The sequence below is a fragment of the Alteromonas sp. ISO5 genome (genome assembly GCF_058105165.1).
In genome coordinates this window covers 4748099-4764461 of record NZ_CM176572.1, presented here as the reverse complement: position 1 = coordinate 4764461, position 16363 = coordinate 4748099, and the positions used below count along the sequence as shown (strand labels likewise).

Sequence of the window (16363 nt, the reverse complement as noted above, 5' to 3'; positions counted from 1 at the left end):
TGTATAATCGCCGCCCGTTAAGCCATAACCAGGTTAGGTATTTAGTAGCCATGACAATAGCGTATCGTATCGACCAGATTGATTATCCGTTTCCGGCAAAGCCTGCCGTGCTGTCTGACTCCCGCAAGGCGCAGCTTAAAGATAAGATCAAAGCGTTGCTGAAAGAAAAAAATGCAACTATGGTCGCGCATTATTATACCGACCCTGAAATTCAGGCGCTGGCGGAAGAGACTGGCGGTTGCGTGGCAGACTCACTGGAAATGGCGCGTTTTGGTCGTGATGCTGACGAACAGACTCTGTTGGTTGCCGGTGTGAAGTTTATGGGTGAAACAGCCAAGATTCTGAGCCCCGAAAAGCGCGTGTTCATGCCTACCATGGAAGCTACCTGTTCGCTGGACCTAGGCTGTCCCATTGAAGAATTCTCGGCGTTCTGTGATGCACACCCTGATCATACGGTAGTAGTTTATGCCAATACTTCAGCCGCAGTTAAAGCCCGTGCCGATTGGGTGGTAACGTCCAGCATTGCGCTTGAAATCGTTGAGCACCTGGATAGCCTGGGTAAACCGATTATTTGGGGTCCGGATCGTCACTTAGGCTCTTACATTGCCAAGAAAACCGGTGCTGATATGCTCATGTGGCAGGGGGAGTGTATTGTTCATGACGAATTCTCCTCACAGGCCCTTCTGGACATGAAAGCACTGTATCCTGAAGCTGCAGTACTGGTTCACCCTGAATCGCCGGCCAGCGTGGTTGAGATGGCCGATGCCGTGGGATCTACCAGCCAGCTCATTCAGGCTGCGCAGGATATGCCTAATCAGATGTTTATTGTTGCTACCGACAAAGGCATTTTTTATAAAATGCAGCAGTTGATGCCTGAGAAGCAATTTATTGAAGCGCCTACGGCAGGCAATGGCGCTACCTGTAAAAGCTGCGCGCACTGCCCGTGGATGGCAATGAATGGTCTTGAAGCCATCTATGAATCGCTTTCTACCGACGATACCAGTGCTCACGAAATCTTCGTAGATGATGCACTGCGTGAAAAAGCACTAATCCCATTAAACCGTATGCTGGACTTTTCAGCGCAACTAAAGGCAAAGAAAAGCGCATAGTGTTTAATTAATCAGCATTTGGCTGCTTTTTTGCGGGTAGTTCTTGATTCACAGCGCGGGTTTACCTACTATACGCGCACTTGATTGCAGCGATGTAATTAGAAACAATTTGGAGAGATGGCTGAGTGGGTGAGCATTCAGTTGTCGAAGACAAAAAAGGGTGACTTGACGTCACGCTTTTAGAAGCGCAACGGCTCGACAGGACGTCGAGACTGGGTGACGATCATCAGGGATGTGTTTACGATCATGTGTTTCGAAGAAACAATTTGGAGAGATGGCTGAGTGGCTGAAGGCGCACGCCTGGAAAGTGTGTATACGTTTATAGCGTATCGAGGGTTCGAATCCCTCTCTCTCCGCCAGATATAAAGAAACCGGCTTTTGCCGGTTTTTTTATGTCCGGAAGAAAGAGGATGCGAACCCTCAAGCAAGGTTCGACAAAATCGCCGGGAGCGATTTTGAACGCGCTTCAGCGCGGCCCAAAGGGCGAAGGGCAGGATGCCCGGAGAAATCCCTCTCTCCGCCAAATACCTACAGGCCCCTAAAACCCTAGGGGCTTTGTTGTATCTGGCCTACAGAGAAACGGCATAACCACCTACTTGTACAAAAAGGTGGTACAAATGGGCATCATGGTTTCTCCCTACATTCCTTCATATTCCAAGTATTACTACATTAGAATCGTTATTCCCCAAGAGCTCCGGTCAGTCATTGGCAAGCGGGAGTTTAAGTCCTCTCTTAAGACCACTGACAAGAGTGAAGCACAGCTGCGGGCCATACCGTGGCTGAAGGAAGCCTATGAACAATTGGCACTGGCCACAAGTAAATTGTCTGGTGAGTCTGATGTAGAGTTGTCCCTCAGGGAATGCGTCATCATTGCTGAGCGTTGGTATGCTCGTATGCGTGATGAGGTGGAGTCTCAGGGGAGTATGTCCTCCCACGTGTCCCGTGACGAATACGAAGGCATCGATGGCAGTAAAGGGCATATTACATTTGGTCTGTCTGACACCTTGAGTCTTCAGGGGAGTGATATCGATAGAGCTACTGAACAGCAACTCGATATACTGGGTGATGAGCTGGAGTCTTACATAGCAAGCCAGTTGGACATAGAGGGCATCACCGTACCCAAGCGCAGTAAGTCCTATCGTCAGTTGGATGTCCAGTTTTATCACTACCTGTATAAGTTTGAACGTCTTTGCATTGCCAGAGCTCAGAACGATTGGGAGAGTGAGCCCAGCCCCATGAAAATGGTTGAATCACCTCTCAAACCAAAGCCTCTTAGGAGGACGTCAGGGACCTCTGAGAACGCTTTGTCTGAGGTCTATAAGAAGTTCAGAATATCACGGGAAGTCAACTCAGAGGGCGGTGAGAAGGTCTTAAAGACCCTTAATGAGACAGGCAACAATGTACAGCGATTTATCTCGTTACATGGTGACAAAGACGTTGCGGAGGTGACCTCTGCTGACTTCGTCGTATTTAGAGATACACTTCTACAATTACCTAAAAAGAAGAGTCATGATGTACGTACGCTGCCAGTTGCTAAGCAAGTCGAGAAGGCCAAAAAGGAACGCTTGCCTACATTGTCCAGAGCAGTCGCTAAGAAAAACTTCAACCTCGTTTCCAGTGTATTTACCTTTGCAGTGGAGTTGGGATTGATAGATGAAAATCCAGCCCTGAAGGTTAAGCCTCCTAAGATTGCTAAACACATTGAGGCTGAAGAAGACAGGGGATATACGTCTGAAGAGGTCACCAAGCTATTTAGTTTGCCTTTGTTCACTGATCCTAATGCTCCAAAGAAATACGGTATGGCGTGTTACTGGGTGCCTCTCCTTTGCCGCTATACTGGGGCGCGTAGCGGAGAAATTCTTCAGTTGAGGCGGTCTGATATTGAGACTGACCATGATGGTATCCACTACATCAATGTAAGGCGCGGAGAAGGGCAGTCAGTGAAGAACAATGCTTCTCTCCGTCATATCCCATTACATGACCATTTGATTGAGCTTGGCTTCTTAGAGTTTGTTAAGGGCTGTAAAGATTGGCTATTCCCTGAAGTGCCAGCTGACAAGTATGGAGCTAAATCCACTAAGTTTGCTACGTGGTGGGGGCAGGTCGTTAGAGAGCAGGGTATTAGCATACGCCAGCCTACACATGCATTCAGGCACTCTTTTAAGACAATGCTACGCTCGCTAGGGGCAAGCGATAGAGTAAGTGACGCTATAACAGGACACACTTCTGGGTCAGTTGGCGACAAGTACGGCACTGTTTACCTGAATACTAAGAAGCAAGTGATTGATAAAGTCGCTTGGCTTAGCTTGTCGCCCATTTTCATACTATAGTGCTGACCTAAGAATGCAGATTTGCGTGAAGCCACAAACTGCCCCTGAGACCAAACGTCTAATCTATTATTTGGTCAACTATGCTTATCATACTTGATGGGGGGTCATCCTTGATTCCTCATGTCGTGAAAAATCGTGGGAATATAAAAAAAGTTATTATTCTCTTTCAAGTCGGGCTTCTTACCTTCTCCTAATTTGGTGCGCCATGCATCGTGCATTTGGTATTCCACCCATTCTGGCTTCAACGACACGATTCTTTTTCTAACCGCATCACTGACCATCTCCAGACAGCCTTTTAGGTCAGGCGGGTGCTTTGGTTGTTCTGCTTCATATGCATATCGCCAATATTCAAAAGAGTCGTTATATGACTTAATTACCTCAATAAGAGAGGGTGACCTAGGAATGAACGGTATACCTGAATTAACAAATCTCTGGTCAATAGTTCCCTGAATTCTACAGAACTCCTTCTCTATTTCGCTCTTATCCTTTTTATTTAATTTTTTGAAAAGGGAAAATAGCAAGTGACTCTTGGGAATCTCCTTACCAGTGATTTTCATCAGTGTTTTTAAGTAGATTTCTGTCACAAGAGCACCCATTATTACCCTTGAGGAGTGAGTGGCACCCATATATTCCATGTCCTCGCCACCTTTTAAGCGCCATTCAATAGACATCCAGTTAATAGTGTTAAGTGCTTGTCTGAGCGATTCTGCATGCCTAAAAGAATTCTCGGCCTTGAAGTCTGAATGGTTCATTTTATTCAATTTTCTATATCCTTATGTATTGTTTTAATACCTTATCATTACCAGTCACAGATCTAATTCTCAAAGTAGTGCTTTCTAATACATAAAAATGCATACCTATTAGGTATACCCATACGGGTGTGGTCACACTGAGTCCAATTAGTACCCAATAGGGCTGACTTTAAATTATAGGTATAGCTATATTCTCCACCTCTATAATTTAAACAGGTACAGGATGTGGCTGATATCGCTTATATAAGAGTATCAACAACAGAGCAAAACACTGAACGTCAATTGGCTGTTACAGGTGTGAGCTTTACCAAGGAGTTCATTGATTGCTGTAGCGGCGGTACTGATAATCGTCCAGCACTAGAAGCGCTAAAGGAGTATGTCAGAGAAGGCGATACGGTTCATGTGCATAGTATTGATAGGCTGGCGAGGAATCTCGTAGACCTCAAAACCTTGGTCAATGAATGAAACTCTAAAGGCGTATGTACACAGGCTGTGTGAAAACTCACTTTTTACGGGTGTCGTTGAGTAGCTCGGCGCGATTAATTTTTGGGTTTCTGAATAATGTGAATGAGTAATGCTGTAACTCTCAGTTTTTCAAGACTGATGCTAATCCGTTAGTACCCATAATATACCCTGACTGTCGACCTGAGTGTGTGCTCGCCATGAATGACGTATGCGCTATCGCGAATTACGAAGCCATTGAAATCGTCACTCCTTATATCGACGTCAGTAAAACTGCCATATTAACCGATGGCCTTGCCATGGCGTTGGATTATGGCATGGGCTTGCTATAACTGGCGAGAAAATGCCTGTGGTAAATACGGCGCTTATCATAAAAGGCTGGAAGCTTTTCGGAACAAAGACGCTGTTGCCCCACTGAATTATGAAAGCTAAAAACGTAATAGAGGCGCTAAAGCTTTAGCGCCTTTTCTTCGACTCGTCGCAAAAAGGCAAAACATAGCAATCCACCAAGTGCGGGTAAGCCAAAATACACATACTCTAGATTAGCCAGAACTTGTGCCGTTGGTTGTGTATTCCCCTCATACCCTATAAACCCCATACTTGCGCCGAGTATTGCACTGCCGGCGCCAAGTGATATTTTCATCAACATAATAGCAATAGCAAAAATAGAGGCTTCTAGCCTTAAGCCTTTTTTCTCATGATGCTCATCAATAATATCCGCTAAAATTGACCAAATCATCATGTAAATAGCCCCAAGAGCAAACCCCGACGAAGCACACAAAAAACAAATGAAGTAAGCGCTATCACCTAAATAGAGTATTCCTAAGGTTGATGCAGTAAGAAGTAAATGGGAAGCCTTAAGTGCAATCACTTTAGACATAATCCTGGAAAGCTTTGTCCAAAAAGGTAAAGACACCATTTGGCCAACAGTGACAAAGGTTAGGAGCTCTCCAGCAGATAAATCACTGTCTAATTTGTACTTTGAAAAATAAATGATGCCCTTGGTCAAGATTGGAGGGAACAGGGCTGTCAGTGAAATGACCAATAACATAAAAATGAGTTTCTTATGAGTCAAAATGGCTAGGCAGGTCGAAGTTAAAGAATGATTCCCTGTGCTAAGGCCTTTTTCACCCAACTGTACTTTGATGTTTCTAGTGGAAACATATACAACAAGCAGAGAACTCACCGCAATAGTCGCTGCAACTAGCGAAAAGTACTGAAAATAGATTTTTTCTTGCTCAGGTGCACCAGTAAGTACAAATTGCAGTGCCTGTGCGGTAACCAGTGACCCTGTTGAACTGAAGAAGAAGCGCCAAGCTGCTGCCACGGTGCGCTGGTGGCTGTCCTGAATCAGCCGAGAGATCATTGCATTGTGGGGCACGTCAATGATGGTATACCCCAACCGAAAAACAAGTAAGGTAACCACCAGGACAATTTCAACTCCGGTGCTTAGTCCTTCTACCCAGAACAGCAAAACAAAGGCTCCCACAAATACAGGAGTACCATTCAAAATATAACGAGAAAAATTCCCCCCAAACTTACTCAGTTTTTCAATACAGACTCCCATGATAGGGTCGAGTAAAGCGTCAAAAATTAATGATAGAAATAATATATAGCCGGCAATCAATGGCGAAAAACCAATGATATCAGTGAGGTAATACAGCAAGCACAGGTCCACTGTACCGTACAAAACCTGCTTACCTAAATTGCCATTGGCATAGCCAATTAACGTTAAATTTCTCACAATAAAATAGCTAACTAAAAAGTCAGGGGAGAAAGCAGGTTCTCAAAACACAGCGCGGCTGATCCTATAACGCCCCCTTTTGCGGCTAGTTGAGTTGGCTGAATAGTGGGTGTCGGTAACACGTCTCTATCATTAATACAAAAGCTTCCTGTCCCCAAATACTCTGATAAACGTTGATAGTAGGCGCTCGGTAGTCTACCTCCAATTATGATTTTTTCAGGATCGAAAGCTCTAGCTAAGACGGTAAGAGGATCAGCCAATTGACTGGCAGCATTTTGCAACCAGCTTTCCAGTCTTTCATCGTGAAGTAAATTTTGCTTTTCCAACTCTCGAAAGCTCTTTACAGGAATCCCCTTAGCCTGCAAACTCTTTAGCAGATCACTTCCTGAAGGACGAGATGCTGTTACATCAGGAAATGGCGTACCAAATATCCCCGCATTACCATTTGCCCCTCGATAAAGTCGCTCATTAGCGATAACTCCTCCTCCAATTCCGTGGCCTATGTGAACAAAAATAAAATGTTTTAGCGTTCGACCTGCGCCAGCAAGGTATTCTGCCCACGTTGCGCAATTGCTATCGTTTTCGATAAACACGTCAAAATTGAAGGCAGCTTTAAACTCATTTTCAAAATCACAGTCAGTAAACTGAGGAAAATAAACTGGGTTAATGGTCTTTCGATCTTTGACAAAATCCCCGGGAACCGACACGCCAATGCCGGCAATGCGCTTTTTCGCAATGCGTCGGCTCTGAGAAACCATATCGATAAAGGTTTGGGTTAGGTTGATAATCCGCTCAAAGGTGACATCTTCGATTGTGTGAGTTTCTTCAGTAAGAATTTCCCCCATCCAATTAACCAGCACGAAGTCAACATGACGAGAGGTAAAGTTCACTCCTACGGCATAAAGACCATCGGACTTTAGCCGTAAAGATCGAGTGGGTTGTCCTCTCAGCCCTCTTGTAACAGCCTCATCAATAACGAGCTTTTTATCCAACAGCGACTTAACAATATTTGTCGCTTGCATTTTCGAGACATTGACGGCCACAGCGATGTCGTTTCTGGTGATATCACCTGACCGGTGTATCGCACTTAATACTCGCTTTTCATTACTAGTTAAACTTTGAATCATTGAACGTTTTATCCACGCTGACACTCATTCTTGTCCATTATCCAAACTCAACCAAGACTTTCAATATCGAGTATTAAATAAAATAAATTTATTATATGTAATAGGTTTGTCATATTGCGAATCTAGACTGCCTGCCATCAAAATACTCAGTTGAGAGAACACACAAATGAGAAAGTCACTTATAACCGCGTTACCCATGTTTGCATTAGCAGCGATCCCCGCTGCTATGGCACAGTCGACGGCGAATGCGAATAACCCAGATAACCAAGAATTCATTGAAGAAATAATGGTTACGGGTACTCGCCTGCAAAACCAACGAGCGATGGAGCAAAAGCGTAATGCCGAAACTATCGTTGATGTCATCACATCAGATGATATCGGTTCACTTCCAGACTTTTCAGTTGCAGAGGCCTTAACTCGTGTTTCTGGAGTGTCCGTTGAAGAGCGTAATGGTGATGCGGAATTCATCGTGGTTCGTGGCTTGCGTTCAGATTTCAATTACTTGAGTATTGACGGTGGTGTTGTACCTTCCACTCGTTCGGGTGGCCGCGCGACTCAGCTTAGTATTATCCCTTCTTACGTCATTAAAAACACCGAAGTAGCCAAAAGTTTCAGCGCCGACATGGATGGCAATGCCATTGGTGGGCAGGTGTTTGTAAACACTCGAAGTGCCTTTGATCAAGATGATACCTATTTTGCAGCTCGCGGCGCACTTGGCGCGTTTGAAAACGATGATGGACCTGTGGACTTAGACATTTCCAATCGGTGGGACTTTGCCTATGCAGATAGGTTTGGGCGTGATGATCAATTCGGCGTGGTCGTATCTGGCAGTTACCTAAACCAGGACTACTACACCTACCTACCTGGCAACAACTGGGATGAGTATCGCTTTTTGGAGTCTGATGGCACCATTGGCAAACTGCGTGAAGAAGCCTCAAATGAAGCGATTGCTGTTCCAGCTGGTAATCAGTTCTACCTTTACAAGAACCAAATTGAACGTACCGGTGGCCTGGTAAAATTAGAATGGCAACCAAGCGATCAATTTCATTCAGCATTAACGGCATACATGTTTAAAGAAGACGATTCAGAAGACCGCTGGGCAGGCTCCATCTATCAAGATTTCAAAGCACTTGAAGATGTCACTGCGACTTCAGGCAAAGTTAACAAGGGTAAGCTTTATCAAGGTTACTTCTTCCAAGGCGATACTAATGAAATAAGCAGTGTTTCACTGTCAGGTAGCTGGACACCAGATTGGGATCACAAAGTCGACTTCCTTGTAGTAAACTCAGAAGGTAGTCGCAATAACCCGTTCAACGAATTCCGCTTCTTTGCCACCTCGGAAGATTTAGCCTACCGATATGATAGCTCAGGTAAATACCCAGTTATTACATTTGAAAACCCAGAAGCTTTCAAAGACCCTTCATACTTGAAAGCTAATCATTACAAGGACTGGTTAAAAGTAAATGATCAGCAGGCTAAACAAGCCAAGATCGATTACAGCTACAAGATGGACGCAGACCAGGGCTTCGGTTTTAAAACAGGCCTGAATGTTAAATCAGATGAGCGATCGGAAGGCATGGAGTATTACTATGAATTTAAACCAAGCTCAGATGCCGCCAAGTCATTAACACCGGCCGACTTTTACTCTAACTACTCAGGTAAGTTCAAGCCTAATCTCGTACCAGGTCAAGATATCTCTTATTTGGACTATGGAAAGTTCCTATCGTATTGGGATCAAAACAAGTCTGATTGGTATGACAAGCGCAATCAAGATGACGAAATGCTGAAGAGTGACTACAACGTCAAAGAAGAGATCACGGCAGCCTTTTGGATGGGGCGCTTTAAAGGTGAAAACTTTAACCTGAATGCAGGTCTTCGTTATGAAGAAACAGACCTAACTTCTAGTGGTTATCGTGAACTCGCTGATGACGATGACACAACTGATAAGTACATAAAAGTCAAAGAAACCAACAGCTATAACAACTGGCTCCCTTCAGCGAACTATATCTGGGATATCACCGATGAGTGGCGCTTACGCGCTTCTTATAGTCGTTCACTAGGTCGTGCTGAATACAAAGACCTTACGGTACTAGGAAGATACGAGATCGACCACGGCATGAAGAAGGTTTCAATTAGCTCTGACAACCCGGGTCTAAAGCCACGTATCTCAGATAATTACGATATTTCTTTCGAGCATTACTTCAGTGGTATCGATGGTGCACTAGCAATTGGTGTTTACCAAAAAGATATCGAGAACGAGATCTTCCAACGTGTAGCTAATTACACCGAAGTGATCAACGGTGTTGAATATGAAGTAACTGATAAGCGCCCAGATAATGCCAACTCAGCCAAGCTGAAAGGAATTGAAATCGGCTTTACCATCAACTCCTTCGACTTTATTGATGCCTCTTTACAAGACGTTGGCTTTACTGCGAACTACTCCAACATTGACAGCAACTTTAATATTGAAATGAATGACGGCAGCTTGCGTAAACTTGACGGTATGGTGTACCAGCCTAAGAATATCGCCCAGGCAACCTTGTTCTGGACGCCAAATGACTTCGACTTCAAATTGGCTTACCGCTATTCAGATGCAAAACTGGTTACCACCAGTACCAGTTCGCCTACCTATGATGAGTTCATCGGTGAGACCAATAAGTTGGACTTCCAAGCCAGATACAAGATTGGCAATGGATGGAAAGCTTTCCTTGATGCCAGAAATCTATTGGGTGACGGCACACCTAGAGAATTGTCCTATGGAGAAACGGCGTGGTCCAGAGACTACGGCCGCTCAGTATGGATAGGTGTAATTTACAAGTACTAAAGCCTGAAGAGAAAGCCGCGACATAAGTCACGGCTTTGTTTCAATTTTATTATCTTTTTAAATTTCAAGCTGTTGTATTGCAGAAAATAAAAGGCGTCTTAATGAAACGTTTATTCTCCCTTTTGCTTATTGTTTGCTCTTTAAGTGTGCAGGCATCACAAAGTAACATCGAGCAAATCCTAGCTCGCTGGCAGTCTCCTGATAGCCAGAATATCATGGTAGTCGCACACCGCGCCGCTTTTATGGAAGGTGGCGAAATCATTCTTCCTGAAAACTCAATACCCGCCATAGACTATGCCATCTCATTAGGCGTAGATATGGTCGAACTGGATATTCGCGCGACCAAAGATGGACGCTTTGTGCTTTTGCATGATGCAACAGTAGATCGCACCACAAATGGTAAAGGAAAGGCTTCTGATTTTACCTTTGAAGAAATTCGTCAGCTTCAGCTTATTAATGAAGTAACCGGTGAGTTGACGCCACATAAAATCCCCTCACTAGAAGAAGTCTACACTGCTGTAAAAGGCAAGATCATGGTTAACCTCGATCCTAAAGTTGATATTTCTCAACTTGCTGAATCACTTCTTCTTGCCAAAGGATACGGTGTTGAAAAACAAATTATCTTAAAATCCGGTGCTGACACTAAGTCCCAAAGAAAGAAGATTGAAAAACTCTTATCTCAACTTCCTTTTCACGTTGACTATATGCCAATGCACTGGGATAAAAACTTTGAATCCATTGAACAGATCAAAGCCAGCTTTACTCTGTTAAAACCCAAAGCAGCTGAAATGGTGGTCGGCATTCCTCAACATAGTAAAAACCATTTGACAGAATCAGGCGGTGTTCTGTTCTCTGACTCAGTCAAGGCCTTGGCAAAAGAGTTTGATACACACCTTTGGATAAACACTTTGTATATTGATGCCTTGAGAGGACGCTTAGATAAACTTCAATGGAATGGCGGAAGGCACGATATCTTAGGCCTTCGTTACCCCGATAGCGTGTTCGGCTTTTGGGTAGAAAATGGCGCGACGATTATTCAAACCGATGAACCTAAATTCCTGCTAGAGTACTTAAAAGCAAAGGGCTTCAGAAAGTGATATCGGGTCAAAGACAGCAACAGCTGCACAGATTATCCCTGTTGTTGAATTGACTACTTTGGTTGATGGCGGCTATTTTCGAATAGGTATGGTTGTATTCTTTTGTCAGACACAACAATCCGAACAGTTCAGTAGTGTCGGCATGGCAACTCTAGAGTCTCTTTTGCGCGAAAGTGGAGAATGGTTAATTGACCGTTTACACTATTTTTAAAGCATCAAAATACTCTGAAAAGGTGTTTTGCCATGTCAAAAGAAAGCACATTGCTTAGCGGGTAGCAGTGTTACCATCGTTACCCTCTTTGTGGAGGCCGGCCGCAAATCCCCAGGCTTTTTCTTCCTTGCGAAATTCGTAACGCATTGGTGGACGCGCTAGCCAGCTATGACTGTTTTATAGCACAGGCAGGTTTATAAAAAGTTAAATATAACAATTCGTTCGTCTTAAAAGGTAAAGCCAGTGGCATTTACCCTCCCTGAGAATTCGCCTAGTGTGGAACACATTGCAATGCCGAATACCGTTGTGGTGTTGGTTGTAAGAGCTAAACATGTGGGTGTTAATAATGAAATGGTTCGTTGTAGTGGGCAGTCTGTTATTTGCTTTTCTTGGTCATCAGGCGAGTGCTGCACAAAACCCTGTCATCTGGGCCGATGTACCGGATGTCAGCATAATCAGAGTGGGTAACACCTACTACATGAGCAGCACCACCATGCATATGAGTCCGGGCCTGCCCATTATGAAATCCAGTGACCTGGTTAACTGGGAGATCGCAGGCTACGCCTATGATCGTCTGGTCGAAAACGACAAAATGAACCTTGAGAATGGTCAGGATGCCTACGGCAAAGGCTCATGGGCCAGCAGCTTGCGATATCACAACGGCATTTACTACGCCTCGACGTTTTCTGCCACTACCGGTAAAACCCATGTATATAAAACCCAGGACATAGAAAATGGTCCGTGGCAGGCCTACGAATTTGCGCCGGTGTTGCATGATAATTCGTTATTTTTCGACGATAACGGTCGTGTTTATATGATATATGGCGGCGGCAAGATTTCTCTCATTGAGCTTAAATCTGATGCGTCTGCTATTAAGCCGGGCGGCGCTCACAAAGTTATCATCGAAAATGTTAACAAGGCTTTTGGTGATAATGAAGTTGGCGGGTTGCCAGGTGAAGGTTCGCAAATGCATAAGATTAACGGTAAATACTACCTGTTTACTATTGCCTCGCCGAAAAGCCGTTGGGCACGTTCTGTTATTATCAGCCGTGCTGACAACATTGAAGGGCCCTACGAAAGTCGTGTGGCACTCGACTATGCGCACATTGCCCAGGGCGGCCTGATCGACACACCCAATGGTGACTGGTATGCCATGCTATTTGGCGACAGGGGCAGTGTAGGGCGTATTCCGTATCTGGTGCCGGTGACCTGGCAAGATGGCTGGCCGGTACTCGGCGAAGACGGTAACGTGCCGGATAAATTGCCGCTACCAGACAATAAAAATGGGATTCAGGGGATTGTCGCTTCAGACAACTTTGAAAGAAGTGCAGGGCAGCCAGCATTACCGCTGGTGTGGCAATGGAATCATAACCCGGATAACACCAACTGGACGGTGCTGAATAACCCCGGCCGTCTAAGAATTACCACCGGACGTACAGACAAAACCGTACTCACTGCCAAAAACACCCTGACACAAAGAACCTTTGGCCCTCATAGTGCCGCAACCACTGCCATCAATGTTCAGCACATGAAGGCGGGTGACGTTGCAGGCCTGATTGCGCTGCAGAACAAATATGGTTATGTGGCGGTGAAAGCCGGCAACAATGGGCAGAAGTCCCTGGTCATGGTGCGCTCTATTCTGGGGATCGATAACGAAGACGAAAAACAAGGGGTGGTTGGTGTTCATCAACTCAGTCGGGACTACGAAACGCTGGCCACACTGCCGGTAGAACACAGCCGGGTTTATTTACGAATCGATACGGATTTTAACCGTGATGTGGCTTTGTTCTATTACAGCCTGGATGGGAAAAATTGGCATAAAATAGGCGAACCGTTAACCATGTTGTATACCTTTACCAAGCACTTTATGGGGTATCGCTATGGGTTATTTAACTATGCCACCGAGCAGGCCGGCGGCTATGTTGAGTTCGATTATTTCCAAATAGGAGAAACCTACGATAAGCCTTTTTAAGCTATCAGGCTTTAATGTTAACCTTCCAGGGCGGGTTTAAACGATTAGTGCCGGCTCAGTATAATTTAATTTTATTGCCCGACGGATCTTTCAAAATGGCTTCTTTCCACAGGTAGCGTTGCTCTGTGGGTGGCTGCTCAAAAACGATTCCTTTTTCAAGTAATGCCTCGTAGAGCTCATCGAGCGCTTCATGTTCAAAATAAATCACCGTGGGATTGGTTATCTCGGCATCTTCCAGCGACAGTGAGAAGGTGGCATCGCCGTCGGGGCAACTAAAACGGGCATAGTGGGGCGTATCAACAATCTGGGTAAACCCCAGAGTTAAGTAAAACTGCACCGCTTCTGACATGTTCTGCACAGGCAGGGTAACCTGATTAAGCTCCATATCGTTTATTTTCTCCAACTGCGTTGATGATTTTTTCGGGTGTGCCAGTGCACGGCATAAAATAAAACTGCTCCAAGCATACCAGTGTACAGGCAGAGTTTGTGCAACGTGTTCACCGAAATCACTCCGAGCAGCGGGTTATCTGCGGTCAGCGGATACGCGGGCTGGACATCTCCATGCATAATGGCATCAAGCCCCACATGACTGTAACTGCCAATAAACGCGCTCAGAAAAGCGACTCACCAGGCGATAATGATTGGCTGGGCGGGCTTAGCGATACCTAACATTCTCAGCCCGAACTCCGATAAATATTTACCGGTTAACGCGGCGAATACAGCGATCAGTGTGTTACCGACTAGGGTGTGAGAAAAACCATGCAGGTGGCCGTGCCCTGCCAGCATCACCCACAACGGTTGCACGTCCATAAGTACTTGTGTCCAGCCAAATACCATTACACTAAAGCTACCTTGCAGCAGCGCTTTAATCAGCAAGCCGGGACCCATATGGAGCGGTGTAAATGGCATAACAGGTTCTGCTTATAAGGTCAGCGGCGGCTATTAATCCTGCTTGCGACGTTTAGCCGGGCGTTTGGTACTGTGACTATCATCAGGCTTATGCCAAACGGATATACGGCCACCGGATTTTGTGCGCTTTTCATCAGTAGTTTTAACGGCACCGGTGCGTTTGGGTTTGGTGTTCTTTTTCAACGATTTTTTGATCGCTGGTGAGTTAACCGGGGCACCATTGTCAGTTACCGGGGTGGCTACATCGGGTCTTAACTTGCGGGCCAGACCGAGCAGAAAATAACGCAGTACCTGGTCGCCGCAGGGTTTAAAATTGCGATGATCAGGCTTACGGAAGAAAGCCGACATTTCGCCCTTACTCATATTAAAGTTACCCAGCTTCATGACTTCCAGCATGTCGTCGTCACGAAAGGACAACGCTATTCTCAGTTTACGCAGGATTTCGTTGTTACTTAAAAATACACCTTTAGCCAAAGGTGTGGGAGGCTTATCAGACTGAGCACCGCGCATTTTGATGATCAGACCATCGAGAAACATTGCCATCACGCTGTCCCGGCAGGGCAGGTAACCGGCCTCTTCCTCTTTTCGCATATTGGCCTTTAAATACTCAATATCCATTTTATAACCAGCTAGCTGGAAAATATTAATGGCGGCAGTATCGTCTATTCGCAGGGCAAAGCGCACTCTGCGCAAAACATCATTGTGATTCATATTGGGACTTATTGATTATTGACGGCCTGTAAAGCCTGGTTTTATCGTCAGGTAGCTTGAAGCAGGTTGAGCTGGTGGGGCTAACAGGCTCGAACTATGGGGTGGTTAGTGCCACGTAGATTGTATTATACGTGAATTCTGCGAGCTGGGTATTTTTTAGTTAAACCGGTTACACAGAGTCACTGTTTTTAAACCAATTTTAGGTGAGTAATGTTTTCGCCTCAGCCACGATGCTATTAACCAGAGCATGTTGCGCGCGGTTTTTACCGGTAATGGCATAGAAACGTTCGGTGATATCGGTAATTTCACCAATACAGGTAACGTTGTAAAAATCTGCCACGTGGTCGGCAATCGCCGATGGTGCGCAAAATACACCAAAGCCTTCGCTGCCAAACACTTTGAGCAGCGCGCTGTCGTCAAATTCAGCCACAATTCTGGGGTGCAACTGGTTGGCCTCGAGCCAGCTCGTAAGGCCAAGGGTAATGCCCGATTTAATGCCCGGTAACAGTAAACTCACGCCGTTGAGCGAGCGGGGGAAATCCTGATGATGACTGAGTTGAGTATTACTGGCAAAAAAGCTTAAGTGGGATTCGCCCAGAAAATAGCTGCTGGCATTTAACTGAGTGCCGGGAGCAACCCCTCGGTCGGCTAGTATAAGATCGATATGGTTTAACGCTAAGTCACTGATTAGGGAGTCAAATGGTCCTTCTCTGAAAATAAAGCGTACCTTATTCGACAATGCCATGGTGGAATGCACAAAATCATAGGCCAGCACCTTGGGGATAGCATCGGTAATTCCTATAACAAAAGTCTGATCAATGGTTTCATTATCGGCATGGAGTAACTCAACCAATCTGGCGCCTTTTTGAAATATTTCGCTGGCATGCTGGTAAACCAGTTTGCCTTTACTGTTAAGGTAAAGGCGTTTGCTTACCCGATCAAACAGTGAATAACCCAGTTGTTTCTCAAATGTACTAAGCTGACCGCTAACGGTTTGCGGTGTAACATGCAACAGTTTAGCGGCACTGGCGATACTGCCTTCACGGGCGATGAGGTAAAAGTAGTAAAGATGATGATAATTTAATTGATGCATAATAAGGAAAATTCGATGTTTA

The 16363-nt window shown here is 45.2% G+C and carries 13 protein-coding genes, 1 tRNA gene and 1 pseudogene; 8 read left to right on the top strand and 7 right to left on the bottom strand.

What is annotated here, in order from left to right; all coding sequences use genetic code 11:
• Positions 1-50: 50 nt before the first annotated feature.
• The 3 genes from nadA (at position 51) to AC2T0J_RS21540 (ending at position 3439) form a co-directional block, all read left to right on the top strand.
• Positions 51-1109, top strand: coding sequence for a quinolinate synthase NadA (gene nadA / locus AC2T0J_RS21550; protein WP_489807782.1), 1059 nt, complete (start codon positions 51-53; stop codon positions 1107-1109).
• A gap of 268 nt (positions 1110-1377) precedes the next feature.
• Positions 1378-1468: transfer RNA gene (locus tag AC2T0J_RS21545), tRNA-Ser, on the top strand.
• A gap of 258 nt (positions 1469-1726) precedes the next feature.
• A complete protein-coding gene (locus AC2T0J_RS21540; RefSeq protein ID WP_489807781.1) occupies positions 1727-3439 on the top strand; it encodes a DUF6538 domain-containing protein in 1713 nt (570 codons plus the stop codon).
• A 104-nt stretch (positions 3440-3543) separates the two neighbouring features.
• Here AC2T0J_RS21540 and AC2T0J_RS21535 read toward each other — a convergent pair whose 3' ends face one another.
• Entirely contained in the window at positions 3544-4200 is a 657-nt protein-coding gene (locus AC2T0J_RS21535; RefSeq protein WP_489807780.1) for a hypothetical protein, read from the bottom strand.
• A gap of 216 nt (positions 4201-4416) precedes the next feature.
• Between AC2T0J_RS21535 and AC2T0J_RS21530 the strand changes: the two genes are divergently transcribed.
• On the top strand, positions 4417-4656 hold the full coding sequence (locus tag AC2T0J_RS21530; RefSeq protein WP_489807779.1) for a recombinase family protein: 240 nt from the start codon (positions 4417-4419) through the stop codon (positions 4654-4656).
• Between the two features lie 161 nt (positions 4657-4817).
• Positions 4818-5085 (top strand): annotated as a pseudogene (locus AC2T0J_RS21525) (7-cyano-7-deazaguanine synthase); the annotation flags it as partial.
• A 16-nt stretch (positions 5086-5101) separates the two neighbouring features.
• Here AC2T0J_RS21525 and AC2T0J_RS21520 read toward each other — a convergent pair.
• Complete coding sequence (locus tag AC2T0J_RS21520) at positions 5102-6397, bottom strand: MFS transporter (protein ID WP_489807778.1); 1296 nt, start codon at positions 6395-6397, stop codon at positions 5102-5104.
• Between the two features lie 14 nt (positions 6398-6411).
• Complete coding sequence (locus tag AC2T0J_RS21515) at positions 6412-7524, bottom strand: ROK family transcriptional regulator (protein WP_489807777.1); 1113 nt, start codon at positions 7522-7524, stop codon at positions 6412-6414.
• 166 nt (positions 7525-7690) lie between these two features.
• On the opposite strand from AC2T0J_RS21515, the gene AC2T0J_RS21510 reads away from it, so the two are divergent.
• The 3 genes from AC2T0J_RS21510 to AC2T0J_RS21500 all read left to right on the top strand — a co-directional run bounded on the left by AC2T0J_RS21510 (position 7691) and on the right by AC2T0J_RS21500 (position 13628).
• Positions 7691-10348, top strand: a complete 2658-nt coding sequence (locus tag AC2T0J_RS21510; RefSeq protein ID WP_489807776.1) for a TonB-dependent receptor — start codon at positions 7691-7693, stop codon at positions 10346-10348.
• Positions 10349-10449: 101 nt separating this feature from the next.
• Positions 10450-11445: a glycerophosphodiester phosphodiesterase family protein gene (locus AC2T0J_RS21505; RefSeq protein WP_489807775.1), complete on the top strand. Its 996-nt coding sequence runs from the start codon at positions 10450-10452 to the stop codon at positions 11443-11445.
• A 557-nt stretch (positions 11446-12002) separates the two neighbouring features.
• A complete protein-coding gene (locus tag AC2T0J_RS21500) occupies positions 12003-13628 on the top strand; it encodes a glycoside hydrolase family 43 protein (RefSeq protein ID WP_489807774.1) in 1626 nt (541 codons plus the stop codon).
• A gap of 55 nt (positions 13629-13683) precedes the next feature.
• Here the strand turns inward: AC2T0J_RS21500 and AC2T0J_RS21495 are convergent, their stop codons facing one another.
• The 4 genes from AC2T0J_RS21495 to AC2T0J_RS21480 all read right to left on the bottom strand — a co-directional run bounded on the left by AC2T0J_RS21495 (position 13684) and on the right by AC2T0J_RS21480 (position 16341).
• Positions 13684-14013, bottom strand: a complete 330-nt coding sequence (locus AC2T0J_RS21495; protein ID WP_489807773.1) for a VOC family protein — start codon at positions 14011-14013, stop codon at positions 13684-13686.
• Positions 14014-14252: 239 nt separating this feature from the next.
• Positions 14253-14537 carry a hypothetical protein gene (locus AC2T0J_RS21490; RefSeq protein WP_489807772.1) on the bottom strand — a complete coding sequence of 95 codons (285 nt, stop codon included), beginning with the start codon at positions 14535-14537 and terminating at the stop codon, positions 14253-14255.
• A gap of 33 nt (positions 14538-14570) precedes the next feature.
• The gene (locus tag AC2T0J_RS21485) at positions 14571-15248 is read right to left on the bottom strand and encodes a YehS family protein (RefSeq protein WP_489807771.1); all 678 of its coding nucleotides are present in this window, start codon (positions 15246-15248) and stop codon (positions 14571-14573) included.
• Between the two features lie 199 nt (positions 15249-15447).
• Entirely contained in the window at positions 15448-16341 is an 894-nt protein-coding gene (locus tag AC2T0J_RS21480) for a LysR family transcriptional regulator (RefSeq protein ID WP_489807770.1), read from the bottom strand.
• Between the last annotated feature and the right edge of the window lie 22 nt (positions 16342-16363).